This window comes from Haladaptatus ordinarius (assembly GCF_054177595.1).
On record NZ_JBPEHH010000023.1, the window covers coordinates 18,816 to 42,023 of the forward strand.

Below are 23,208 nucleotides of genomic sequence, written 5' to 3' on the forward strand. Positions count from 1 at the left end.
GTTGGAAAATCATTTGGCCCCGGTATCGTAACTTTGAACCGACGCCGAGCGTCTCCCAGGCGACGGCGCTACGGGCTGGATGGTGCGGAGCCAAGTCGTTCAGCTCGTGAGGAACGCGACCACGAACAGGACGACGTTGTACGTGCCGTGGGCGAGAATCGAGACGGTCAGGTTCGAGGTCCGCTCGTAGAGCATCCCGAACACGCCGCCCACGGACGCGATGAGCAGGGCTCCGGCCACGATGGAAACGACGTTCCCGGTGTAGTTCGCGAGATGCATCGAGCCGAACAGGAGGCTCGCACCGGCGATGGCCCCTACCGGCCCGAACGCCTGCCGGAGTCTGGTCTGTATCACTCCACGGAAGAGAAACTCCTCGGCGGGTGCGACGAGCACCACCGAGAGGATGGCCAGTCCGAGAAAGAGCGTGGGGTTCGTCGTCCCGGCTTCGGCGATGACGGAGCCGGGAACGAGGTCGAGCAGTGACAGAAGGACCGAGAGACCGACCGCGAGGACGAGCGCGCCGACGGCCCCTCCAACGATGTAACCGACGTCGCGACGGTCGGGAACGGCTATTCGGACCTGAACGTCGGCGTACCGTGCGTAGCCGTACCCCACCGCGAGAAAGCCGAGTTGTCCCGCGGCAGTGAGCACGAGGAGCGAAGAGACGCTCTGAATGTCCCGTTCGAAAAGAAGCACCGGGATTGCCAACGCGACGCCGCCGGCCACCGAAGCGAGGAGTGCGGCGACGGTGAGACCAACCGAGAGCACGAGGATACGTGCCGGACTTTGCGTCTCTCTCGTTTCGCCGGCACCGGATTCCGCATCTGTAGTGATGCTCATATCCGGTTGATAAGTACCCACGTCATATAATCCTGATTACAGAATCTGACACGAATTTTCCTTCTGTTTCGCACCGAACCCTCGAATCATCGACCGAAAAACACGGATTTCCGGTTCACACCGCTGTCTGACGGCTGTAAGGTCCTGCCGAGAGGAATCCGATACGCACCGGCCGTAGGTTGAAGTCTATTTGGAGAGAAATTAAATCATGAAACGGACGTCGCTCACGACCGCGCTCCTCGTTTACACCGTCATCGCGGCTGGCGTGACCATCGTTCCCCTCGCATTCGTCATCGGTCGCGCAATCGTCTTTTTCCTGATCGCCGCCCTATTCGTCGTTTCGATTCTCCACGCCCGCGCCGGAAGCAGTCCGAGCATGTCGATGGAGGCGGCGGCGGGGAGAGCGACTTCACCGAGATAGACGCCGCTCAGTCTCGAATCGACACCTCGTACTCGCTTCCCGGAGACGGCCGGACCGCGCTCACGTTCTACCTCCTCGGAGTCGTCCTGTGGAGTATCGTCGCTGCCGTGGTCGTCGTCTGACCGTCATCCCCGCGCTCTATTCTCGTCGCCGTTCGATTAACGTCGGGATAACAGAAATATAAAGAAACGTGAATCCATCGGTAGGGACAGTGAGGAATCGTCTCGGCCGTTGGCATCGTCGGCACACGGTGTTGATGCTCTGTGTCGTCGGCTACTTCGGCGTTCGATTTATCGAGTTCGTCGTCAGCATCGTCTTCGCCGACATCAAGACTGCACTCGATTTACCGCCTCTCGTCATCGGTCTCGCCGTCGCCGCGAGCACGATCACCTACGCGGCCGTGCAACTCCCGAGCGGTGCCCTCGGAGACCAGTTCGGTGAGCGGTCGGTCATCCTCGCGTCGCTGGGGCTCACTGGGGTCGGGAGTATCGTGCTGGCGGCATCCCCTTCGGGCGTGTTCGTCGTCCTCGGGATGGCACTCGCCGGGTTCGTCAGCGGGGCGTATTACAGTCCGGCGACGTCGCTCCTGACCGATCTGTTCGACGAAACGGGACGGGTGATAGGAATCCACCGCCTCGGAGCACAGTTCGTGGGGTTTACCGGGCCACTCGTCGGGGTCGTCGGTGCCGTGTACGGCTGGCGCGTCGTGCTCCTCCTCGGGGCAGCCGTCGCGTTTCCTGCGCTTGTCGGGTTTCGGTTCTTCGTTCGACCACGACCACCCGTCCAACCCGCGGCGTCGCTCCGTGAGCAGATTTCCCCCGAAACGACGTTCGACCTGCTCTCTCGACCGTCTATCGCATTTACGACGGGGCTCGCAGCAATCGCCCAGTTCGCGGACACCGCGACGTTCTCGTTTCTCCCGCTCCTCCTTCGAGAGTATCACGGCGTTTCGATCGAACTGGCCGGCGTGCTCTTTACGGTGTACTTCGGGGCGGTCACGGTCGGGCAGCCGATTGCAGGGTGGCTCTCCGACCGATTCGGTCGAGATATCGTCACGACCGGTGCGTTGCTCACCGGAAGTGCAGGATTCGTGCTGTTGACCATTCGATGGACGTTCGCCGCGGTCGTCGCGGCCGTCGTACTGGTCGGACTCGGCATGGGATGGGGGCCGCCGGTGCAGTCACGGGCGATGGACCACCTCGACGAAACCGAGCAGGGCGTCGGATTCGGACTCGTTCGAACGGTGTACATCGGGTTCGCGGCGCTCAACGGCATCGTCGTCATGGGGGTCGTGACGCTCTCCGGATGGGGCGCTGGAATCGGTGTCCTCGCCGCTTCACTCGCCATTCCAGCGGTCGCGATAGGGGTGAACCACGTGGCCGGGTGGGGGTTGTAGTCCACGGCTCGACGATGGCGGTCGTTTCTTCGCCACGGCTGGTGTCGTCTCGCAGTATGCGAAGGGACTCGTCTGGAAACGAGCCACGTCAACGGACGCGGTCGTCGGGCAGGACTCGGTCGTCGACGGTCAGTCGGAGAGCCCGCTGTCGGAACGAAACGCGTCGGCGTAATCACGGACGAACTCGCGCATCGTTCGCGGTGCCCGCCCGAGAACGACCTCGACGTCGTCCGTCGTCCGACCGGACCGTCCGAGGCGAACGACCGAGTACTCGACGGTCATGAACGCGACGAGCGACGCAGGCACGCCTCGTCGATATATGTGCCGGGCGAACGCGAGCCGAGAGGGGTCGGCGTAGGTAATCGGTCGACCGAGCACGTCGGTGAAGACGTCGGCGACGGTGTCAAAATCCAGGGCAGCAGGGCCGGTGAGGTCGTACGCACGGTTTTCGTGGGCGGGTTCGGTGAGAACCGCCGCCGCTACCGCCGCGACGTCACGAGCGTCGACGAAACTCAGGGTACCGCCGCCCGCCGGGACGAACAGTTCGTCTCGTTCGACGACCTCCGGGCGATGAACCTCGCTCAAGTTCTGCATGAAGTAGGACGCACGGAGGAACGTGTACGCCATCCCGGTCCGTTCCAGGTGCGTTTCGATTCGACGGTGGGGGAGGACCGGCAGTTTCTCCGCGCCGAGAATCGAGAGGTACGTGACGTGGTCGAGGCCGACCCGCTCGGCGGCGGACAGGAACGAACGAACCGGGTCCACACCGACTCCGGGCGGGAACAGGAGGAACATCCGGTCGACGTGTTCGAGGACGCGACCCCACGTCTCCGGATGGGCGAGGTCGAACGCGACGTACTCGGCCTCGTCACCGAACCGTCGACGCGCGCTCGCCGGAGACCGTGTGGCGATACGAACCGAAACCGGTGCGTCGAGTAAACGAGCGACGAGCGGACTGCCGACCGTTCCCGTCGCGCCGACGACGAGGATGCGGTCTCTCCCTTCTTCGTCGGTCACGTCGCTTTCGCTTTCCATCTCGTCTTCGTCGGTCTCGTCGCGGTCAGTCGTCAACGGGGGTCACCTCCTGGGCAGGCTGTTCGCGCTCGACGACGCCGTCGGTCCACGTCCCGCGCAGGAAGTACGCTCCGGAGAGTAGTACCATCAGTACGTTCGCCACCGCGATGCCGTACCAGACGCCCGTCGCACCCATGTCGAACCAGGCGACGAGGACGTACGCGGGCGGGATTCGAAGCAGGATGAGCCCGAGAATGCCGAATATCATCGCCAGGCGAGTGCTCCCGCTCCCGCGGTAGGCACCCTGCACGACGTGAAATGCACCCAGGAAGACGTACGTGAGACCGACAATACGCAGGTAGTCCGCACCGGTGGCGACCACGGTCGCGGCCTCGTCGCCGGTGATGAAGACGCCGACAATGGCTGCCGCGTTGAGATAGACGACGGCCGAGATGCCCAGGAGGGCGGCGGCGATGACGCCTGCGCTGGCGAAGACCGCCCGTTTCGCACGGTCCGGTTGCTTCGCGCCGAGGTTCTGGCCGACGACCGTCTCGGTACCACGCGCGAGACCGAGCGCAGGAAGCACTACGAGCGAGGTAATCCGCGTTCCGATACCGAACGCGGCGACCGCCTCGGCACCCGCGAGCGCCACCAGCGCCGTGACGACGGTCACGCCCAGCGATTGCGTGCTCATCTCGACGCTCGCGGGGGCGCCGATACGGACGATTTTGCGCACCATCTCGCGCGTCGGGACGAAGTCGTGGAGCGAGAGGTGGATGCCGACGTGACCGGAGAGGAGCAACCCGATAGCGATGACCGCTCCCACGCCGCGAGAGGCAATCGTCGCAATCGCGGCCCCTTGCACGCCGTAGCCAGTGAACCCCGTCATCTCGAAGAGCGTGGTCTGGAGAGTGGTCAGTCCCGTCACCTCGAACAGCAGGTTGTTCTGAAAGCCGAGGATGAGAAACGGGTCGAGGACGACGTTCAGGACGACGCCGAACAACATCAGGTATAACGGCGTCTTCGTGTCACCCCAGCCTTGCAACAGCGACTGGAAGATGAAAAACCCGAAGACGAACGGGATGCCGATGAACATCGTCCGCGTATACACGACAGAGAGGCGGTAGACCTCGGTTCCGGGCGTCGAACCGATCAACTGGAGCAACCACGGCGCCAGCAGGTAGCCGGCGAGGGAGAAAACGACCGAGAGTCCGACGACGAAGGCGATGGTCTGGCCAGCCACCTCGCTGATTCGGTCGAGATTACCGGCACCTTTGTTCTGGGCGACCAGCACCGTGCCCGCGACCGTGAATCCGGCCGCGAGGGTAATGAAGAAGAACACGAGCGCCCACGAGAACGAGAGCGCACTGACTGCGTCCTGTCCGAGTCGCCCGACCCAAAACGTGTCAGCTAGATTGTACGCCACCTGCAGCATGTTCGTGAGTACGATCGGCAGCGAGAGGAACAACAGCGGCTTGAGGAGGGGTCCGTCGGTGACGTTCACGGCACGGCCGGGACCGGGGCCGCTCATGCGTCCCCCTTGAGTACGGTCCGGACGTACGTCTCGACCTGGTCGCGAACCGTCGACGTCGTATCGTCGTCGCTGGTGACGCGCTGTGTCATCGACCCGTTGACGGCCGTGACGAGGAACGTCGCCGTCGCTTCGGGGTCGCCGTCCTCGAACACCCCGGCCTCGACACCGGATTCGATGATTCGTGCGATACCGTCCCGGAAGAAGCGGTCGCTTCGAGTGAAGTGGTCACGGTATCGTTCGTCGTGGGCCGCCTGGGCGCGGAGTTCGACCATCGCCCGCGCGAACTCGCGTCGCTCGTCCGGGAGTGGGGTCGCGAGGACGTGGTCGAGAACTGCACAGAGGTGGTCGTCGGCACCGTTTGCGTCTTCGACGGGGACCGTTCGCTCGAAGCGTTCGAGCATGAACTCGAGAAAGTCCAAGAGGAGTTCGTCTTTCCCGTCGTAGTGGTGGTAGATGAGCGACTTGCTCTTGGGAAACTCGGCGGAGATGCGCTGAATCGTCAGACCCGCGTACCCGTGCTCGCAGAGGGCGAGATAGGTCGCACACATAATCTCTTCGCGAGTGCCCTCGGGTGAGTCGAGGAACGAATCGGACGCTTCCATTACTGACTGAATATTCATTCAGTGGCAAAAACCCTTCCCATTCCACCTGGGCATGCGACGACCAGTCGACGACCGAACGAGTGGACTCAGTCGGCCTGGGCGGCACTCGCGTCGACGACGCGACCGAGGAAGAGGACGGTGTCGGTCGGACGATGCCGGATCAGGAAGTAGAACGGTCTATCGACGGTCATCTCGAACGGGTCGAGCGGTGCCGACGTCTCCACCATCTCGACGGCGGTGGCCGCCGCCGCCTCGGTTCCCTCCTCGTCGACGGCGACGTAGCTCTTGTGAACCACGTCGTCGATTCGCAACCCGCCACCGGTCTTTTCGAGGTCTGCCATTCCGCCGAAGTCGGCGGCGTTCGTGAACGCGACGGGCATCCCGAGGGCTGCGAGCGTTTCGGGGAGTGAAAAAGACGATTCGACGGTGAACCGCGGGAGCGAAATCGTCCCCTTCTGAGATTCCATCTCGCTCAACACCGACGCCACGCGGTCGGCGGAAAGCGACCCCACGAACTCCTCGAATCGGCCTTCTTTGAGGAGGAAAACGACCATCCCCACGTCGTCACCGACGTAGGGGAGTTCGATGGCCTGATGGCCGTCGACGCTCGCGTAGGGGAACGACCCGAACTGACGCATCATCGGAACCCGCGAGGTCGTTCCATCGAGCGCGGTGAATCGTTTCTGTTTCGTCTGATCTTTCTCGAAGGGCTCTGCCCACGTCGCTCGGAAGTAAATGGCGTTGGTCAGGACGAGCCGAGTCAACGGACCGAGCGCACCCTCCGGGAGCAGGTCGGTGATTTTCTCCTCAGTCCGGTCGGCGACCCACTCGTTGATGGTTCGGGTGGCTTCCTCGTGGTTCGCTTCGAAATCGCAGACGTGGAGGTTGGCGTCGTAGTAGGTCTTGAGCGTGGTGAGAAAGTCGTCTCTCCACGGGTACTCCCGTTGGCCCCAGATGGCGTTCGCGGTCGTGAGTTGGAACGGGACGTCCGTTTTCGAGTCCCCACCCTCGTCGCTCGCGGCCAGTCGGTCCTCGGTCTCGCCGAACGCGGCGTGCAGCTTCTCGTCGGCCATTGGAAACCGGAGCGCGTCGGCCATCTGGGTTCGCGTCTCGCCGCGAGCGCCGGCGTAGGTCATCGCCAGAGCGACCGAGATGCTGTAGGGAGAGACGAACTGGTTCGTCGTGGGTTCGTTCTCCGCGAGCGAGGTGAGCAACGCCAGGCCGAATTCGGTGTTCCCACGGGCTAGCGTACGAATCGTCTCGTCGGTCGCCGTGGCCGGATTCGGGTCCGAATCACCGGTCACGGTCTGGACGTTCGTCTCGGGGTCGTTCGACGACAGCGGTGAGAGGCAACCGGGGAGGAGAGCACCCGCGACGAGCGCGTTCGAGAGGGCGAGTACCGTGCGGCGAGTCGGCGACATACGATAGGAGAGGCTGTCAGAGACGAAAGGTGTTGGGTAGACTCAAAGAGGGATTTGATATACGACCGACGACGCGGTCGACTGTACCCGCGAGACGAAACTCGGAGAGTTCACGAGAACTATCGTAGAAGAGAGACGCGAGTCAGTCCGCCGTCGCCTCGATAGCGCGTTCCAGACCCGCCACGGCGCGCTCTAACTGGTCGCGGGAGATGGTGAGTGGCGGCTGGAACCGCATGACGTTCTTGTAGAACCCGCCGACACCCATGACGATTCCCTCCTCGCGGAGGTGTTCGCTGACCTTCTTGGCCAGTTTCGGGTCGGGCGCGGCCGCAACGCCTGCTGGACCGGCCTCGTCGGTGTCCACCAGTTCGACGCCGCGCATCAGGCCGAGGCCGCGGGTGTCACCGACGACGTCGTAGTCGGCTTCGAGTTCGGTGAGACGGTCTCCCAGCCACGCACCCTGTTCGGCCGCGTTCTCGACGATGCCACCCTCAAGTTCGTCGATGTTGGCGAGCGCCGCCGCACAGCAGACGGGGTTGCCGCCGAACGTCGAGAGGTGGTCGCCGGCCTCGAAGCTATCAGCGAGTTCTGCCGAGGCCGTGAACGCGCCGAGCGGCAGGCCGTTCGCGATGCCCTTCGCCTGGGTCAGGATGTCCGGAGTGACGTCGAAGTGGTCGCAGGCGAACATCGACCCCGTGCGGCCGTAGCCGGTCTGTACTTCGTCGAGTATCAGGAGTGCGCCGTGTTCGTGGGTAATCTCTCGAACCCGCTGGAGCCACTCCTCGGAGGGGACGACGATGCCGCCCTCACCCATCACGGGTTCGACGACAACAGCGGCGATGTCACCGGAAGTGTGCGATTCGATGACGCGTTCGAGGTCGGCCGCGCAGTCGGCCGTACAGCTATCGCCGTCACATCGCGGACACCGATAGCCGTACGGCGGCGCGAAGTGGGAGACGTCATTGAGCGTCGGTGCCATCCCGTTCTTGTACGACTTGTTGCCGGTGAGCGCGAGGCTCCCGAGCGTCCGGCCGTGGAAAGACATCTCCAGGGCGACGACCTCCTTGCTGCCGGTGTGTTTGCGCGCCAGTTTGATGGCCCCTTCGACGGCCTCAGTCCCCGAGTTACAGAAGAAGGACTTCTGGAGGTCGCCGGGCGTTATCTCGGCGATACGTTCGGCGAGGGTCGCCATCGGTTCGTTCGGATGGACGTACGAACAGCCGTGGACGAATTCGTCGAGTTGCTCTTTGGCCGCGTCGACCACCGCCTCGTTGCCGTGACCAGCGTTCGTGACCGAGATACCCGAGAACACGTCGAGGTACTCGTTGCCGTCGAAATCCTCCAGCGTGCAGCCACCCGACCGGCGGACCGGAACGTCGAGCGACTTCCAGATTGGCATCACGTAGTCATCGTACTGATTTTCGACCGAATCGTTTGACGAAGTTTCTGTTATCTCGTTCTGATTCATACTATGGTAACCCATTCAGTTCTATAGCTAACAACGGTAGAGAGGGTGAAATAGATACCGGACGGGGAAGGGTCGGGGATAGCACACGGTCGAACGAGACGGTCGATACGAGGTGTGTAGACGCGGGAATACCGGACGAGTCATCAACTTCTCGACCGTGCCTAATCGAACGATTCGACGTGCTGTGAACTGTCGTCACACGTTGAAAGTAACCTGAAGACGGCGTTGTATCACCGTCGTGACCGACGGGGTTTTTGCGCCTGCACACTGGATAGCTTATATGGCCGACCGTCCGACCCCCGACGGGGTAGACTGGAAGTTCAGGGAGCGCGATATCAAGATTCTCCGCGAACTGTCTCGGAATCCCGAACTCTCGTCGCGGCAACTCGCGGAGATTCTCGACGAGAAGTACGATATCGAAGTGTCACACGTCACGGTCAGCGAGACCATCCGCAAGATGCGCGAACAGGGCGTCTTCCGCGAGGCTATCATGCCGAACGAGACGTACTACAACTTCGCGCTGTTCGAGTTCAAGTTCAACCCCGAACACTTCGAAGCGGGGTGGAAAGACGCGATGGAGTACATCGAAGCCGACGAGCACACGCTGATGTTTTTCATCTCGAACGGGGAGTACCAGTGGAAGACCATCATGATGTTCCGGACCCGACAGGACGAATCGAGGTGGATTCACCAGTTCTACAAAGAACACGGGGACGTGGTCGACAACGTTCGCAACTCCGTGGTTCACAACCTGCTCAAGTTCCGCACTGACCCGGACCTGTTCGAACTTCTCGACCCGGAGGGGTGACGCGAGGGGGCCGAACGAGTCACTCCCGTCCGGGGTAGCGGTCCGCCCAGGGTTCGAGTCGCTCGAACGCCGCACTCGCGGCGAGGACGGTGTCGTCGGCGAATCTTCTGCCGACGACCTGCATCCCGACCGGAAGCCCCTCTACCGACCCTGCTGGCACGGACGCCGCCGGATGGCCCGTCAGGTTAAACGGCCAGGTGAGATACCAGCCGAGCAGCGAGTTCACTTTCTCGCCGTCGATTTCGGACGGTCCGATTCGACCGTGTTCGAACGGCGGGACGGCGACGGTCGGCGTGACGAGCAGGTCGTATTCGTCGAAGACGTCCTGTATCGCGTCGAAGACGCTCGTCCGAGGGACGTCGGTGCGCTTGTACTCAACGCCGCCGACGTCCGACCCCGATTCGAGGAGGTCGACGATTACGTCTGCGACCTCCTCTCGGTGGTTTAGCAGATCGACGCCTTCGTCGCGGAGATTCTCGGCCATCGCGGCGTACTTCACGCGCGAGACGGTCAACCAGTGGTCGACGAGTTCCTGTCGAGTGTACCCGAAGTCGACGTCTACCTGCTCGACGGTCGCGCCAGCGTCGGCGAATCGCTCGACGGCATCGCCGACGACGCGCGAGACGCGGTCGTCCACGGCGAAGATATCGAGGTCGGAGCTGTACGCAATCGAGAGGTTCTCGATGGAGCGTCCCACGGCCCCACGGAAGTCGGTGCCGTCGTCCGGCACGCTCATCGGGTCCCGTGGGTGCGGGCCAGCGAGCACGTCGAGCATGAGCGCGGCGTCCTCGACGGTCCGGGTTATCGGACCAGCCAACGCGAACGGGGTGTGCGCGGAGAACGCGTCCGGTCGGCCCTCGTATGGGACGCGGCCAAACGACGGTTTGAGGCCGTAGACGCCGCAAAACGCGGCGGGAATTCGTATCGACCCGCCGCCGTCCGACCCCTGCGCGAAGGGGGCCAGTCCGTCGGCCACCGCGGCGGCGCTCCCCCCCGAAGACCCGCCGGCGGTCCGGTCGGGGGCGAAGGGCGTGCCGGTCGGGCCGAACAGGGCGTTGTCGGTGACTCCCTTGTGACCGAACTCCGGCGTGTTGGTCTTGCCGAGGACGATTGCACCGGCGTCTTCGAGGCGTTCGACGACGAGAGCGTCTTTCTCGGGGACGTAGTCGGCGAACACCGTCGAGCCGTAGGTGTTCGGAACGCCCCGCTTGTATGCGTAGAGGTCCTTTATCGCGACCGGCACGCCGTGGACCGGTCCCAGGTCCTCGTCCGCCTGCACTGCGCGTTCGGCCTCACGGGCCGCCTCCCGCGCCATGTTCCCGCAGACGGTGACGTACGCGTTCGTGACGTCGTTGCGGTCGCTAATGCGCTGGAGATACGTCTCCACGACGTCGACCGGCGACCGCTCACCCCGTCGAATGGCGGCCGCCAAACTGGCGGCCGAGTCGAACGGAGTCATGTCCGATGGAGGTTGAACTGCCGACGGACGAGCAATCCGACGAGCGGTATCGCGACGGTCACGACCAGCACGAGCGTCGCCAACACGTTCACCTTCGGCGTGATGAGCGTCCGCACCATCGAGTAGATGACCACCGGGACGGTTCGGGTCTGCCGGGTGACCCAGAACTGGGTTGCCGTGAACTCACCGAACGAGATGACGAACGCGAGCACCATCGCGGTGACGATGGCCGGCGACACGATGGGGAAGGTCACCTCGCGGAATGTGGTGAGGCGGTCGGCACCGAGCGTCTGGGCGGCGTCCTCCAGCGTGTCGTCGAACAGGAACAGCCGACTTCGGACGATGAGGAACGCGTAGGGGAGCGCGATGAGCGTGTGCATCACGACGATCCACCAGATGCTCCGCTCCCAGCCTACCTCCGTGAAGAAGATGGTGGACGCGACGCCGATAATCACCGGCGGCACCAGCATCGGCGCGAGGAGTGCGATGACCAGCGAATTCTTCAACGGGAAGCGTTTCCGGACGAATCCCATCGCGGTGACCGTCCCGATGAGGCCGGTCAGGAGCGCCGTGACGATGCCGACCTTCAGACTGGAGGCGACCGCGTTCATGAACAGTTCGTCCTGTACGAACGCGGAGTACCAGCGCAAGCTGAGTTCCTTCGGCGGAAAGCCCGCGATGCGCTGGGCGTTGAACGAGTTGATCACGACCACCGCGAGCGGGACGAGCATGCTCAGGTAAACGAGCAGCGAGACGCCCTTGACGGCACGCCAGTTCCACTTCCGTTTCATAGTGAGGTTCCCTCCAGTGCGTCTTCGAGGTCGGCTTTGCGCGTGAACACGTACAGGAACGAGCCGATGAGCAGGAAATAAACCATCGAGAGAGCGGCCGCGAACGGCCAGTTGAAGTCCTGCGTGAACACGGTTGCGATGACCGGCGCTATCATCCGGTCACTCGTGCCACCGAGTAACGTCGGCGCGATGTACGACCCCGCCGACAGGATGAACGTAAAGAGGATGCCGGAGACGACGCCCGGCCACGACAGCGGGAGCGTCACCTCGAAGAAGGCGCGAGCGTCGCTCGCACCGAGCGTCTTCGCGGCCTGGATGACCTCGTCGTCGATGGTGTTGACTGCCGAGTAGACCGGCAACACCATGAACGGGAGGATAGACACCACGAGGCCGATTAGCATCCCCTGTGTAGTGTACAGTATCTTCACCGGCTCGGAGACGAGCCCGACGCCGGTGAGGAACTGATTGATGACCCCGGTACGGCCGAGCAGCGTAATCCAGGCGTAGGTGCGGATGACGAGCGGCACCCAGAACTGGACGACGACGAGGCCGAGCAACACGACACGCCACTTGCTCTTCGTCCGGCCGAGGAAGTACCCGAGCGTGTACCCGACCGGGAGAACGATGAGCGTCGTCACGACGCCGATGATGAACGAGTCGACGATGATCTCCCGGTAGACGGGGACGTCGATGAACCGCTGGTACTGCGCCAGGGTGAACTCGGTGACGATACTGCCAGCCTCGCCGGATTTGAAGAAGCTGAACGCGACGATAATCGTGAGCGGCACGAACAGAAACAGGAGCGTCCAGAGCAATCCGAGCCCCGGCGAGATGAAAAAACGGAAGCGTCGACTCTCCATCAGCCGGCGGCGTATCCACGAGAAGCGGCCGAGAGCGTCCTCGACGCCGTCTTTCATCCGCGAGAACGGTACTGCGCTGCCGCTCATCGGTACACCTCGTGGTGAGCGATTCGTCGGTCGGTCGACTGGTCGATTACTCGCATAGTATCACGTGAATTTGTCGTGGTGTGGATGGTCGGTTCTCGACAGTACTTCGTGGCCGCTCTCCGTGACGCGCACCATGTCCTCGAACCGAACGCCGACGACGCCCGGACGGAAGAAGCCCGGTTCCATCATCACGACCATGTCGGGTTCGAGCGTGACCGTCTCACCGTCGGCCCCCGCCGGGCCGACGTACGGTGGTTCGTGGGTCACGACGCCGATGCCGTGGCCGATGTTGCCGTCTGTCAACCACTCGGCGTAGCCGTACGCGTCGAACACCGCTTCGGCGGCCTCGTACACTTCGGCTCCGGTCACGCCGGGTGCCATCGCGTCGATGGCCGCACGGTGGGCCTCGTAGGTCGCCTGGTACATGTCGCGCTGTTCGTCGGTCGGCGTACCGACGAACATCATTCGAGCGAGTTCGCTGTAGTAGCCCTTCCACATCGGCCCTTCGTCCAGTTGCACGAACTCGCCACGACGGATGCGTTTGCGCGAGGGGTACTCCTGGCAACGCGACCACCGTACGCCGGAGCTCACGATGGCGGGCAGCGCGTACGCGCCCGCACCGCCTGCGGAGATGATGGCGTCCATGATGGTACCGGACACCTCACACTCCCGAACGCCGACTTCGACGGCCTCGATGCCCGCTTCGATGCCGAGTTCGGCGATTTCGAGCCCTTCGTCGATGATGGCGAGTTCTTTCGGCGACTTCGTCGCGCGAGCCCGCCAGAGCAGGTCGCCGGCATCGGTCAGTTCGGTTCCGGACAGGTGCTCGTCGAGGCGGGTCGCGAATCGGTACTCCGTGTGTGGGTCGAGACCCACTCGACCGCCGGTGAGACCACGGTCGTCGAGGACGTCGGCCACCCGCTCGGCGGGGTCACCGCGCACGTCGAATCGTTCGACGTCCGACAGCCAGTGCCGGTCGCGGATGTCGGGCGCGAGGCGGGGCGCGGCGAGGAAGGTGGGCTCACCATCTCGTGGAACGACCGCACCGTGTTCCATCGACAGCGAGAAACTGTCGTACGGTCCGTAGCCGGTGAGGTATCGAACGTTGTCCGAACGGGCGAGTACGAGCGCGTCGAGCGACGCGTCGGCCATCATCCGCTGGACCTTCGAGAGGTTCTCGCGTACGACCTCCTCGAGCGCGCGAACGTACTCCTGTCGCTCCCGGTCGCGAACCGACGAATCGCCGACCTCGTCCCGTCGAACGGTCATGCGGTCCTCGGTATCGCCTCACCGGTTCGGCCCGTGTAGACGACGTCGGCGGGGTGGAATCGAATCCAGACCGTGCTCCCGATGTCGAAGATGGTCATCTCGCCGCGTTCGCTCGTCCCGCTGACCAGCACCATGGTTCCGAGTGCGGGTACCTCCACGTTGTACAGCACGTCCCGGCCCTGGTAGTCGACATCGCGGACGGTGCCTTCGAAGGCGTTCTCGCCGTCGAGTCGGGTCTGGGAGACGTCGACGAGTTCGTTCCGGACGAACACCGCGACGTCCTGGCCATCAGAGAAGCCCTCCTCCGGTTCGACCGCTATCGAGACGTCGTCGTCGAGGCGGACGGCGGGGCCGCCGCCGTTCTGTTCGAGCGTTCCGTCGAGTCGGGTCGACTGCCCGAGGAAGTCCGCGACGAACGGCGACCCGGGGCGCTGGTAGGCCTCTTTCGGCGTGCTGAACTGTTCGAGTCGGCCGTCGTTCATCACGGCGATGTGGTCGCCCATCGAGAGCGCCTCGGTCTGGTTGTGGGTGACGTAGATGGTCGTCACGCCAGTCTCACGCTGGATTCGCTTGAGTTCCGTCCGCATCGACTGTCTGAGCTTCTTGTCCAGGTTCGAGAGCGGTTCGTCCATCAACACGAGGTCCGGGTCGAACGCCAGTGCCCGCGCCAGCGCGACGCGCTGTTGTTCACCACCACTGCATTCGTGGGGGTAGACGTCCTCGTACCCCTCGAGATTTATCATCGTCAGCATCTCGTCGACTTTCGCCTCGCGGGTCGACTCGCTCGCACCGCGCATCTTCAACCCGAAGGCGATGTTCTCGGCGACGGTTTTGTGGGGGAACAGAGCGTAGTCCTGGAACACGACGCCGATGTCGCGTTCGTAAGGGGGCAGTTCGGTCAAATCGTCGCCGCGCAGGCGAATCGTTCCGGAGGTCGGTGTCTGCAGGCCTGCGAGCGTGTGCAACGTCGTCGTCTTACCACAGCCGGACGGTCCGACGACCGTGACGAACTCGCCCTCCTCGACGTCGAAGGAGATGCCATCGACTGCAACCGTGTCCCCGAATTCCTTTCGTAGGTCGTTGATTTCGAGAAATGTCATATGTTACCGTTCAGCAGTTCTGGTCGATTGTCGTAGCTACCGGTCTTCAACGTGTCGAATCGTTCGGATGAGTCGGTCATCCAGACTGGATGGTCTCCCACGTCTGAGACCACTTGTCGTTGTGTTTGTCCTTGTACGCCGGGTCGAGGAACGTCAGGCGCTTGCCGCCGGACGGGTCGTAGTCGTACAGGTTCTTCACTGCCTTGGACGTGGCACCCGTCGCCGGCGGGTAGCCGAGCATCTCACAGAGCGGCAGGATGACGTCGTCCTGCGAGAGGAAGTTCATGAAGGTGAGAGCCGTCTTCTTTTTCTTGTCGCTGACGCCGTCGACGATGACCCAGTTGTCCGACCAGCCGTACGCACCCTCTTTGGGCACCACGTAGTCTAAGAAGTCGTAGCCGTCCTGGACCGCGCCGTAGATACGCCCGCCCCAGGCTTCCCCGATGAGCGCCTGCTTCTGGGTGTACAGTCGGACGTGTTCGTCACCGCTGGTCCAGTACTTCGTCACGAGTGGCTTCTGTTTTCTGACCGAGTCCCATACCTTCTTGATTCCCTTGTTGTAGGAGCCGTTCACCTTGATGTCGTTCGGGTCCATCCCGAGTTGCAACGCCGTGGTGAACACGCGAACGAATCCGAACCCTTCCATCGTCACACGGCCTTTGTGCGCCGTGTCCCAGCAGGCCTTCCACGAATCTTGCTTGCCGAGTTCTTTCTTGTTGTACGCCATCCCGACGGTGCCGTAGACGGTGGGCAGCGCGTGTATCTTCTCGCCAGGGTCGTAAATCGGGTTCTTGAAGACGTCGAGAAGCTTGTTGTAGTTTTCGAGCTCACTCGTCTCGAGCGGGAGCCAGACGTTCTCTTTCGACCCCATGTAGAGGGTCGACGCCGACGCGATGGTGAGGTCGGCGTCCGACTGCCCAGTTTTGATTTTCGAGTAGCCGTCGAACTGGTCGCTCACCAGGTTGAACTTCACGTCGACGCCGTACTCGTCGGTGAACTTGCTGAACACCTTCTTCTTGTACGAATCGAGGTAGTGACCGCCGCTCATCTGAACCACGAGCGAGTCGGCGAGGTCACCGCTGTCCGAGTTGTCCTTGGAGCCGCCGCCGGTGAGGCCACCGAGACATCCCGCGAGGCCGACCGTCGACCCGCCAGCGATGGTTTTCAAAACGCGCCGTCTGTCCTGTAACATCCCGCTAGGCCCCGAATTTCGGGAACTAGACGTGTGTTCGTCCACCACTTCCGACCGGTTCCGAGTCATGTACATAGGTAGCAAGAAGCGCAAGTATAATAAAGTTTGGTAATTATAGACAGAGAGTGAAGCAACGATAGCAACGATATCCGATTAATACCTAACATTGTAATACAGACCAACATCGACCACCCATGGAAGGACGAACCCACCAGTCGGCCAGACAGCGACTATGAGACGAATCGAACACGAAACAAGACGCCGCGTCGAGCGTGCAATCGACGCGCTCTCGGGCGACATCGAGGCGTTCGCGGGTGACCTCGTGCGCGTCGAGAGCGTGCAGGGAGAGGAGAGAGATGCGCAGTCGCTCGTGCGTGAGAAGCTAGACGAGTTCGGTCTCGACGTCGACCTGCTCCGCGCGTCGGACGTCGAGGGAATTCGCGACCACCCCGAGTACGCCGACGAGGGACAGTCCTACGAGGACCGCCCGAACGTCGTCGGCGTGCTCTCGGGAGGGGGGGACGGTCGGTCGCTCCGATTCAACGGCCACGTCGACGTCGTTCCCGCGGGCGACGAAGACCAGTGGTCGTTCGACCCGTTCGCCGGATGCGTGGAGGACGGCAATCTCCTGGGGCGGGGGGCGTCGGACATGAAAGGCGGGGTGGCGGCGATGGCGTTCGCCGTCAAGGCACTCGAAGAGGCCGGCATCCGACTGCAGGGGGACCTGGTCGTCGAGTCGGTCGTCGAAGAGGAAGCGGGAGGCTTCGGTGGGAGCCTCGCCACTGCGCTGGCGGGGCCGAAGACGGACGCCGTCGTCATCCCCGAACCGACCGACTTCGACTGCTGGATCGCCAACGACGGGGTGTCGTACTTTCGCGTCACCGTGGAGGGGAAGGGGGCACACGCCGCGGAGACCGACAACGGCGTGAACGCGATCGGAAAGCTCATTCCCATCTATCAGGCGCTCTCCGCCCTCCACGACGAGCGGAAGACGACGGTTCACGACGAGCTGTTCGAGCAATGGCACGAACACACCGTCTCGCTGAACCTCGGTACGCTCCACGCGGGCGAGTGGGCCTCCAGCGTCCCCGACGAAGCCACGCTCGAAGCCCGTATCTCTCACGCTCCGGCAGAGTCCCGCGAAGAGGTTCGAGCCGTCGTGGAAGAGACCGTCCGCGATGCGGTGGTGGGCGACCCGTGGCTCGAAGAGCACCCGCCGACCGTCGAGTGGTTCGGCTGGCGCGGCAGTTCCGCGAAGATATCGCCGGATGCGGACATCGCCCGGACCGTCGCGGACGTCGTCGACGAGACCTACGACCGCGACGTCGCCATGAAGGGATTCCCCGGCGGCATCGATACGCGTTTTTTCGTCAACGAGGCCGACACGCCAGCGCTGTGTTTCGGCCCCGGTGCGTACAACATCCACGGGACGGACGAGTACCTGCCCGTCGAGGAACTGCACCGAATCACGGAGGCGCTCGCACTGATAGCCATGCGATGGTGTGGCTACGAGGTGACGGATGAGTGCTGAGACGCCGACGCGATACGACCGATTGACCTGGCCGGAGATCGACGAGGCAGCCGAGGCGGGGAAGACGGTGCTGGTACCGGTCGGCGCGACGGAAGACCACGGCCCGCATCTCCCGCTCGACGTCGACCGACGCATCGTCGAAGGCATCTGCGAGCCGACCGTCGAAGACCGGGACGACACGTTGCTCTTTCCGACCATCGACCACGGCTATCTACCCCACCATATGGACTTCCCCGGCGGGGTGACCATCGGCTGGAAGACGTTCGTCGACCACTGCATCGACGTCTGCGTCTCGCTCGCCCACCACGGGTTCGAGAAGATACTATTCGTGAACGGGCACGGGTCGAACCACCACCTTCTGGAACTGGTCACCAGACAGGTCATCCTCCAGTATCCGGATGTCCACTGCGCGATGCTCTCGTGGTGGCAAATCGAGGAGGTACGCGAGGTCGCACGAGAGATTCGTGAGGCTGGCCCGCAGGGGTCGGCCCACGCCGGCGAGATGGAGACGTCCATCTACATGTACCTCTATCCCGACCGCGTCGACCTGACCGAGGCAGTTTCCGACGTGGGCTACCCCGAAAGTACCCACTTTAACTCCCTGGACCTTGCCGGTGAGCCGCGTCCCGAAGATTCCACGCCGGTCACCATGATGGAGTGGTGGAGCCAGATTTCTGAAACCGGAGTGATGGGCGACGCCACCGCCGCGACGGCCGAGAAAGGCGAACAGTTCCTCGCCGCGGCCGTCGCCGGACTCCACTCCGTGCTCGACGAGTTCGCAGACCACCCGATTCGACCAGTCGACGACCACCACAGCCGTGACGTTACGCCAGACGAATACGACCCCTTCCGACCGAGGTGACAGATGACGACAGATAAAACAACCAGTCTCGAAGCAGCCATTGCAGAGTACGTCCCCGACGGCGCGAGTATCGCGTTCGGCGGGATGGGCGGCCGCGACCCGGAGGCCGCAGCCCGTGAAATCATTCGCCAGGAGAAGACCAGACTGACGGTCGTAGACGACGCCCGGACGACCCTGTTCGACATGATGGTCGGCGCGGGATGCGTCGACGAGTACGTCGGGTCGTGGGTCGGCACGAGCCTCATCTCGCAGGGGCACAACATCCGCAACGCGGTCGAGAACGACGTTCCACACCACCTCACGATGAAGGACGTGTCGAACTTCGGGTCGTCGCTGATGTTCCTCGCGGGCGCGATGGACGTTCCGTTCGTCCCCACTCGGTCGATGCTCGGGACCGACATCGCCGCGAAGAACGACGACATCGAGGTCATCGAAGACCCCTTCGGCTCCGGCGACGACCTCGCGCTGATTCCCGCCGTGAAACCCGACGTGGCAATCATCCACGTCCAGAAGGCCGACGAACAGGGCAACAGCCAGATCTACGGCAACGTCGTCAACGACCATTTCAAAGCCCGCGCGGCCGAGCACACGGTCATCACGTGCGAGAAGGTCGTCTCTACCGAGGAGATAGAGCAAGCGCCCGAGCTTACGAAGATTCCATTCTACTCGGTCGACGCCGTGGTCGAGGTCCCCTTTGGCTGTCACCCGTGGCACTGTTACGGCCACTACTACGCCGACCTCCCGTTCTACCGGGAGTACGGCCTCGAATCACAGGACCGCGAGGCGTTTCTCGACTGGCTCGACGAGTGGATAGTCCCACACGACGAGTACCTGGAGAAGGTCGGTGCGGACAGGCTGGCGAGACTCGAGACGATGGAAGATACGATAAACGGAGGTAAGAACCGATGAGTGAGATGCGATCCGAATCGACTGCACTCGCGGAGTCGAACGTCGAGTATCCCCTCGACATCCCGAATCCGCACGAACCAGCCGACGACTACTCGCTGACCGAACTGCTCGCGGTGACCGCCGCACACGAGATCGGCGACGGCGAGACCGCGTTCATCGGCGTCGGAATGTCGCTCATCTCGGGCGTGTTGGCAAAACACACCCGTGCGCCCAACTGTCAACTCGTCACCGAATCGGGCTACGTCGGCTCGCGGCCGCCCGGCGTCGTCCAGTCCATCTCCGACAGCATCCTCGGGGCCGGGTCGCTAGTCGCCACCAACCAGTTCCAGATTTTCGTGGACAACCAGCGTGGCCTCTTCGACATCGGCATTATCGGCGCAGGACAGATAGACGAGTACGGCAACACGAACTCGACGGTCGTGACCGACGAGAACACCAGTTACGACCATCCGAAGGTGAGACTTCCGGGGTCGGGCGGGAGCAACGACATCATGACCTCCTGCGGGCGTACCGTGGTCATGATGCGTCAACAGCGCCGCGCGTTCACCACCGAACTCGACTACGTGACAGCGCCGGGCTATCTCGACGGTCCAGGCGCGCGCGAAGAACTCGGCATCGAGGGTGGCGGCCCCGAGGCGGTCATCACCGACATGGCGGTGTTTCGGTTCGACGACGAGACCAAGCGGATGGTGCTGACCGCGACCCACCCCAGCGTCTCTGTCGAGGAGGTCGAGGCCGAGGTGCAGTGGGACCTAGAGGTCGCCGACGACGTGGCGACGACCCGCGTGCCGACTCGCGGCGAGGTGGCGATGCTCCGGGCCATCGATCCCACGGACATCGTGTTGCGCGGAACCGACCGCATCTACGACATCGGATTCGAGGAGTGGACCGACGAAGTCGAATCACACTGGAAACAACTGATGGATCTAGAGGAGAAGAACCTAGAATGACCGAACGAACACGAACGCTGACGCCGGGAACCGAACTGGGAGGGATGTTCCCTCGAGTGTTCCAGAAAGAGTACGTGACGATAGTCCGGGGCGAGGGCTACCACGTCTGGGACGCCGATGGGAACCGCTACATCGACGCCATCTCTGGCAACCAGAACGTCAACATCGGCCACGGTCACGAGGAGATCGCCGCGGCCGCGAAAGAGCAGATAGAGACGCTGGAGTACACCTCCAGCATGCTGTTTGCCAACGAACCCGCGATGGAGTACACCGAGAAGATTGCCTCGTTCACACCCGACGGGTTCGAGCACACGTGGCTGGTCGGGAGCGGGTCGGAGGCAAACGAAAGCGCGGTCAAGATGGCCAGACAGTACCACTTCGAGCGCGGCCACGAGCGAAAGTACAAGGTCATCTCCCGTCGGCGGAGCTACCACGGCAACACCGCCGGCGCGATGGCACTGTCCGGGTTCCCGGCGCGCAAGGACAAGATGGAGCCACTGTTTCGTAACTTCCCGAAGGCTCCCAGCGGGTCACCGTACCGCTGTGAGTTCTGCGGCGGTGCCGGCGGGCGAGAGTGTGGAATCGAGTGTGCCGACGCGGTCGAACGGCTGATTCAGGACGAAGGCCCCGAGTCGGTTGCGGCGTTCATCGCGGAACCGGTCACCGGTGCGGCTAACGCGGGAGCGTACCCCCACGACGGCTACTTCGAACGCATCCGCGAGATTTGCGACGAGTACGACGTGCTCTTCATCGTGGACGAGGTGATGGCCGGGTTCGGTCGAACCGGCGAGAACTTCGCCATCGAACACTGGGACGTGACCCCCGACATCATCACGGGAGCGAAGGGAATGAGCGGTGGCTACACCCCGGTCGGTGGGACGATGCCCCACGAAAAGGTCGTGGACGTGTTCGAAGACGTAGAGGACGGTTTCCAGCACGGCCACACGTACTGTTTTAACCCGACCTCGGCAGCCATCGGGAAGGCGGTACTGCAGTACATGCAAGACCACGACCTCGTGGCCAACGCTCGGCAGGTCGGCGAGCACCTGCTGGAGCGGTGCGAGGAGTTCTACGACTACGACATGGTCGGCGACGTTCGCGGGAAGGGACTGATGGTCGGCGTCGAGTTCGTCGCGGACCGCCAGACCAAAGAACCGCTGGACGAGACCGGTGCTGAGTTCCAGAACCTGCTGTTCGAGACGGGACTCGACAACGGTATCATCACCTATCCGAGCGGCACCCACGTCGACGGCGAACGCGGCGACCACACCCTGATTACGCCACCGCTCACCATCGACGAGGCGACCGCGGACGAAATCGTCGACCGGATGCACGAGACGTTCGCCACCGTCGAATCCGAACTCTCCCTGTAGACCGCGAACTGTCGGCAGAGAGAGAGGGCGACGAATTTTTGAAGTGGCGACAGCGCCTCAGAAGTACTCCCGCAGGTAGACGTCCGACTCCGGAAACGCCTCGTCCAGCACGTCGATGACGTCCGGGTTCGAGACGGTCGCCTGATTCGTTCGTTCGAGGTCGGCGAGAGACCGGGCTCCGACGTACAGCTGCGAGAGGCGTGCGACGGACAGTTCGACGTCGGGACGTTCGTCCGTCGGGACACACGTCGCGATCCCGTCCTCGACGGTGACGGCGAAGGTACCGTCGTTACACTCGGCGTGTTCGTCCGAGACGGCAAGCACGAAACGCCCGGCGGCGTTCGTCGGGTACTCCAGCATCTCGATGGCTTCGGGGACGTTCACGAGACGGACCATCGCACCGGGGTGGACGTGGCAATCGACCGATTCGGGGTCCGAGACCAGGTCGAAAAGTCGCAAGTCTGCGGAGCCGTAGAGACGAACCGAATCGACCTGGGAGTCGTGGTTGAACAGGAATCGAAGCAGGTTCACGTACGCCTCCTGGTCGACCCAGGCCCAATCGTGGACCTGCAACTGCGTCTCCCCGTGGTCTCTGTCGTCTACGGGTTCTACCTCCTCGACGGTGTACGCGAGATAGCCCCGCAACTCGCCGTCGCGTTCCCATCCATAGACGTACCGGTCGCGGCCGTGGCGGGCGAACGTTCGCCCGGCCCACCACCCTTCGGGGCGTCTCATCGAGAGTTCGTACGGTTCTCCGTGAGCTTCGAGAATCGGTTCGAGGTCTCGGTACTCGTCGGGTGAGAGGCGACGAAACGAACCGGATGCCGAATCCGCAGCGAAATCGAGTGCGCGAGGTGGGCACTCGTAGGAGACGAATTCGTTCGCCATTCCCCACCCAAAAGAGCGGTAGAAGTCGTAGTCGAACGGCCACAGTGTCGAAACGTGGATGTCGCGCGACCGATACTCTTCGAGCGATTCGGTCGTGAGTTCGCTGACGTAGCCCTGGCGTCGGTGCTCCGGGGGCGAGGCGACGACGGTCAACCCACCCATCTCGTACCACCCGCCCCGAATCTTCGTGTCGAGGAAGTAGTGTCGGCAGACACACCGGAGATCGTCGTCGACGTACAACCCACGTCGCTCGCCGAACGACGGGTAGAGATGTTCGTCCGCGTCCGAACCGAGCGGCCCCTCGTGGAGCCGAAACGCGTAGTTGACGATTTCCAGGAACGTCTCCGCTTCGTCGTCCGATATTTCGCGGTACTCGGCCATGATTGGTTCACGAAGGATGCCAACAAGTAGCTTGGGAACTCGTCGAAAACGT

21 protein-coding genes are annotated in these 23,208 nt (G+C 63.0%); 8 read left to right on the plus strand and 13 right to left on the minus strand.

Annotation, left to right across the window (positions count from 1 at the left end):
* Positions 1–99 precede the first annotated feature (99 nt).
* Positions 100–840, minus strand: a complete 741-nt coding sequence (locus ACR3FF_RS10385; RefSeq protein WP_458187939.1) for a CPBP family intramembrane glutamic endopeptidase — start codon at positions 838–840, stop codon at positions 100–102.
* Positions 841–1,048: 208 nt separating this feature from the next.
* On the opposite strand from ACR3FF_RS10385, the gene ACR3FF_RS10390 reads away from it, so the two are divergent.
* Both ACR3FF_RS10390 and ACR3FF_RS10395 read left to right on the plus strand, forming a co-directional pair.
* Entirely contained in the window at positions 1,049–1,261 is a 213-nt protein-coding gene (locus tag ACR3FF_RS10390) for a DUF8070 family membrane protein (RefSeq protein ID WP_458187940.1), read from the plus strand.
* 256 nt (positions 1,262–1,517) lie between these two features.
* Positions 1,518–2,657: an MFS transporter gene (locus tag ACR3FF_RS10395; protein WP_458187941.1), complete on the plus strand. Its 1,140-nt coding sequence runs from the start codon at positions 1,518–1,520 to the stop codon at positions 2,655–2,657.
* A 129-nt stretch (positions 2,658–2,786) separates the two neighbouring features.
* On the opposite strand, the gene ACR3FF_RS10400 is transcribed toward ACR3FF_RS10395, so the two are convergent.
* The 5 genes from ACR3FF_RS10400 to ACR3FF_RS10420 all read right to left on the minus strand — a co-directional run bounded on the left by ACR3FF_RS10400 (position 2,787) and on the right by ACR3FF_RS10420 (position 8,696).
* Positions 2,787–3,692 carry an NmrA family NAD(P)-binding protein gene (locus ACR3FF_RS10400; RefSeq protein ID WP_458187980.1) on the minus strand — a complete coding sequence of 302 codons (906 nt, stop codon included), beginning with the start codon at positions 3,690–3,692 and terminating at the stop codon, positions 2,787–2,789.
* A gap of 25 nt (positions 3,693–3,717) precedes the next feature.
* Positions 3,718–5,202 (minus strand): MATE family efflux transporter, encoded by a 1,485-nt coding sequence (locus tag ACR3FF_RS10405; protein WP_458187942.1) that lies wholly within the window; start codon positions 5,200–5,202, stop codon positions 3,718–3,720.
* Positions 5,199–5,807, minus strand: coding sequence for a TetR/AcrR family transcriptional regulator (locus ACR3FF_RS10410; protein ID WP_458187943.1), 609 nt, complete (start codon positions 5,805–5,807; stop codon positions 5,199–5,201). Before ACR3FF_RS10410 ends, ACR3FF_RS10405 begins: the two co-directional genes overlap by 4 nt.
* An 86-nt stretch (positions 5,808–5,893) precedes the next feature.
* On the minus strand, positions 5,894–7,228 hold the full coding sequence (locus ACR3FF_RS10415; protein WP_458187944.1) for a serpin family protein: 1,335 nt from the start codon (positions 7,226–7,228) through the stop codon (positions 5,894–5,896).
* Between the two features lie 142 nt (positions 7,229–7,370).
* Positions 7,371–8,696 carry an aspartate aminotransferase family protein gene (locus ACR3FF_RS10420; RefSeq protein ID WP_458187945.1) on the minus strand — a complete coding sequence of 442 codons (1,326 nt, stop codon included), beginning with the start codon at positions 8,694–8,696 and terminating at the stop codon, positions 7,371–7,373.
* A gap of 280 nt (positions 8,697–8,976) precedes the next feature.
* On the opposite strand from ACR3FF_RS10420, the gene ACR3FF_RS10425 reads away from it, so the two are divergent.
* The gene (locus ACR3FF_RS10425) at positions 8,977–9,504 is read left to right on the plus strand and encodes an Lrp/AsnC family transcriptional regulator (protein ID WP_458187946.1); all 528 of its coding nucleotides are present in this window, start codon (positions 8,977–8,979) and stop codon (positions 9,502–9,504) included.
* Positions 9,505–9,523: 19 nt separating this feature from the next.
* Here ACR3FF_RS10425 and ACR3FF_RS10430 read toward each other — a convergent pair whose 3' ends face one another.
* From ACR3FF_RS10430 to ACR3FF_RS10455, 6 genes are all read right to left on the minus strand, one after another.
* Entirely contained in the window at positions 9,524–10,963 is a 1,440-nt protein-coding gene (locus ACR3FF_RS10430; protein ID WP_458187947.1) for an amidase, read from the minus strand.
* Positions 10,960–11,754, minus strand: a complete 795-nt coding sequence (locus ACR3FF_RS10435) for an ABC transporter permease (protein ID WP_458187948.1) — start codon at positions 11,752–11,754, stop codon at positions 10,960–10,962. Before ACR3FF_RS10435 ends, ACR3FF_RS10430 begins: the two co-directional genes overlap by 4 nt.
* Positions 11,751–12,701, minus strand: a complete 951-nt coding sequence (locus ACR3FF_RS10440) for an ABC transporter permease (RefSeq protein WP_458187949.1) — start codon at positions 12,699–12,701, stop codon at positions 11,751–11,753. Before ACR3FF_RS10440 ends, ACR3FF_RS10435 begins: the two co-directional genes overlap by 4 nt.
* Positions 12,702–12,761: 60 nt before the next feature.
* A complete protein-coding gene (locus ACR3FF_RS10445) occupies positions 12,762–13,970 on the minus strand; it encodes a M24 family metallopeptidase (protein WP_458187950.1) in 1,209 nt (402 codons plus the stop codon).
* A complete protein-coding gene (locus ACR3FF_RS10450; RefSeq protein ID WP_458187951.1) occupies positions 13,967–15,070 on the minus strand; it encodes an ABC transporter ATP-binding protein in 1,104 nt (367 codons plus the stop codon). Before ACR3FF_RS10450 ends, ACR3FF_RS10445 begins: the two co-directional genes overlap by 4 nt.
* Before the next feature lie 76 nt (positions 15,071–15,146).
* On the minus strand, positions 15,147–16,262 hold the full coding sequence (locus ACR3FF_RS10455) for an ABC transporter substrate-binding protein (RefSeq protein WP_458187952.1): 1,116 nt from the start codon (positions 16,260–16,262) through the stop codon (positions 15,147–15,149).
* 232 nt (positions 16,263–16,494) lie between these two features.
* Here ACR3FF_RS10455 and ACR3FF_RS10460 point away from each other — a divergent pair, with 232 nt between their 5' ends.
* The 5 genes from ACR3FF_RS10460 to ACR3FF_RS10480 are packed head-to-tail and all read left to right on the plus strand — an operon-like array spanning position 16,495 to position 21,887.
* Positions 16,495–17,793: an ArgE/DapE family deacylase gene (locus ACR3FF_RS10460; protein WP_458187953.1), complete on the plus strand. Its 1,299-nt coding sequence runs from the start codon at positions 16,495–16,497 to the stop codon at positions 17,791–17,793.
* Complete coding sequence (locus ACR3FF_RS10465) at positions 17,783–18,655, plus strand: creatininase family protein (protein ID WP_458187954.1); 873 nt, start codon at positions 17,783–17,785, stop codon at positions 18,653–18,655. Before ACR3FF_RS10460 ends, ACR3FF_RS10465 begins: the two co-directional genes overlap by 11 nt.
* Before the next feature lie 3 nt (positions 18,656–18,658).
* Positions 18,659–19,564: a CoA transferase subunit A gene (locus tag ACR3FF_RS10470; protein ID WP_458187955.1), complete on the plus strand. Its 906-nt coding sequence runs from the start codon at positions 18,659–18,661 to the stop codon at positions 19,562–19,564.
* The gene (locus ACR3FF_RS10475; protein WP_458187956.1) at positions 19,561–20,514 is read left to right on the plus strand and encodes a CoA-transferase subunit beta; all 954 of its coding nucleotides are present in this window, start codon (positions 19,561–19,563) and stop codon (positions 20,512–20,514) included. The genes ACR3FF_RS10470 and ACR3FF_RS10475 overlap by 4 nt, the downstream gene beginning before the upstream one ends.
* Positions 20,511–21,887: an aminotransferase family protein gene (locus ACR3FF_RS10480; RefSeq protein WP_458187957.1), complete on the plus strand. Its 1,377-nt coding sequence runs from the start codon at positions 20,511–20,513 to the stop codon at positions 21,885–21,887. The genes ACR3FF_RS10475 and ACR3FF_RS10480 overlap by 4 nt, the downstream gene beginning before the upstream one ends.
* 57 nt (positions 21,888–21,944) lie before the next feature.
* Here ACR3FF_RS10480 and ACR3FF_RS10485 read toward each other — a convergent pair whose 3' ends face one another.
* Positions 21,945–23,156 (minus strand): GNAT family N-acetyltransferase, encoded by a 1,212-nt coding sequence (locus ACR3FF_RS10485; RefSeq protein ID WP_458187958.1) that lies wholly within the window; start codon positions 23,154–23,156, stop codon positions 21,945–21,947.
* Positions 23,157–23,208 lie beyond the last annotated feature (52 nt).

What these genes read in the sequence shown, in the direction of transcription:
- ACR3FF_RS10385 (WP_458187939.1), bottom strand. Translation starts at nt 840, where the DNA reads ATGAGCATCACTACAGATGCGGAATCCGGTGCCGGCGAAACGAGAGAG.
- ACR3FF_RS10390 (WP_458187940.1), top strand. Translation starts at nt 1,049, where the DNA reads ATGAAACGGACGTCGCTCACGACCGCGCTCCTCGTTTACACCGTCATC.
- ACR3FF_RS10395 (WP_458187941.1), top strand. Translation starts at nt 1,518, where the DNA reads ATGCTCTGTGTCGTCGGCTACTTCGGCGTTCGATTTATCGAGTTCGTC.
- ACR3FF_RS10400 (WP_458187980.1), bottom strand. Translation starts at nt 3,692, where the DNA reads ATGGAAAGCGAAAGCGACGTGACCGACGAAGAAGGGAGAGACCGCATC.
- ACR3FF_RS10405 (WP_458187942.1), bottom strand. Translation starts at nt 5,202, where the DNA reads ATGAGCGGCCCCGGTCCCGGCCGTGCCGTGAACGTCACCGACGGACCC.
- ACR3FF_RS10410 (WP_458187943.1), bottom strand. Translation starts at nt 5,807, where the DNA reads ATGGAAGCGTCCGATTCGTTCCTCGACTCACCCGAGGGCACTCGCGAA.
- ACR3FF_RS10415 (WP_458187944.1), bottom strand. Translation starts at nt 7,228, where the DNA reads ATGTCGCCGACTCGCCGCACGGTACTCGCCCTCTCGAACGCGCTCGTC.
- ACR3FF_RS10420 (WP_458187945.1), bottom strand. Translation starts at nt 8,696, where the DNA reads ATGAATCAGAACGAGATAACAGAAACTTCGTCAAACGATTCGGTCGAA.
- ACR3FF_RS10425 (WP_458187946.1), top strand. Translation starts at nt 8,977, where the DNA reads ATGGCCGACCGTCCGACCCCCGACGGGGTAGACTGGAAGTTCAGGGAG.
- ACR3FF_RS10430 (WP_458187947.1), bottom strand. Translation starts at nt 10,963, where the DNA reads ATGACTCCGTTCGACTCGGCCGCCAGTTTGGCGGCCGCCATTCGACGG.
- ACR3FF_RS10435 (WP_458187948.1), bottom strand. Translation starts at nt 11,754, where the DNA reads ATGAAACGGAAGTGGAACTGGCGTGCCGTCAAGGGCGTCTCGCTGCTC.
- ACR3FF_RS10440 (WP_458187949.1), bottom strand. Translation starts at nt 12,701, where the DNA reads ATGAGCGGCAGCGCAGTACCGTTCTCGCGGATGAAAGACGGCGTCGAG.
- ACR3FF_RS10445 (WP_458187950.1), bottom strand. Translation starts at nt 13,970, where the DNA reads ATGACCGTTCGACGGGACGAGGTCGGCGATTCGTCGGTTCGCGACCGG.
- ACR3FF_RS10450 (WP_458187951.1), bottom strand. Translation starts at nt 15,070, where the DNA reads ATGACATTTCTCGAAATCAACGACCTACGAAAGGAATTCGGGGACACG.
- ACR3FF_RS10455 (WP_458187952.1), bottom strand. Translation starts at nt 16,262, where the DNA reads ATGTTACAGGACAGACGGCGCGTTTTGAAAACCATCGCTGGCGGGTCG.
- ACR3FF_RS10460 (WP_458187953.1), top strand. Translation starts at nt 16,495, where the DNA reads ATGAGACGAATCGAACACGAAACAAGACGCCGCGTCGAGCGTGCAATC.
- ACR3FF_RS10465 (WP_458187954.1), top strand. Translation starts at nt 17,783, where the DNA reads ATGAGTGCTGAGACGCCGACGCGATACGACCGATTGACCTGGCCGGAG.
- ACR3FF_RS10470 (WP_458187955.1), top strand. Translation starts at nt 18,659, where the DNA reads ATGACGACAGATAAAACAACCAGTCTCGAAGCAGCCATTGCAGAGTAC.
- ACR3FF_RS10475 (WP_458187956.1), top strand. Translation starts at nt 19,561, where the DNA reads ATGAGTGAGATGCGATCCGAATCGACTGCACTCGCGGAGTCGAACGTC.
- ACR3FF_RS10480 (WP_458187957.1), top strand. Translation starts at nt 20,511, where the DNA reads ATGACCGAACGAACACGAACGCTGACGCCGGGAACCGAACTGGGAGGG.
- ACR3FF_RS10485 (WP_458187958.1), bottom strand. Translation starts at nt 23,156, where the DNA reads ATGGCCGAGTACCGCGAAATATCGGACGACGAAGCGGAGACGTTCCTG.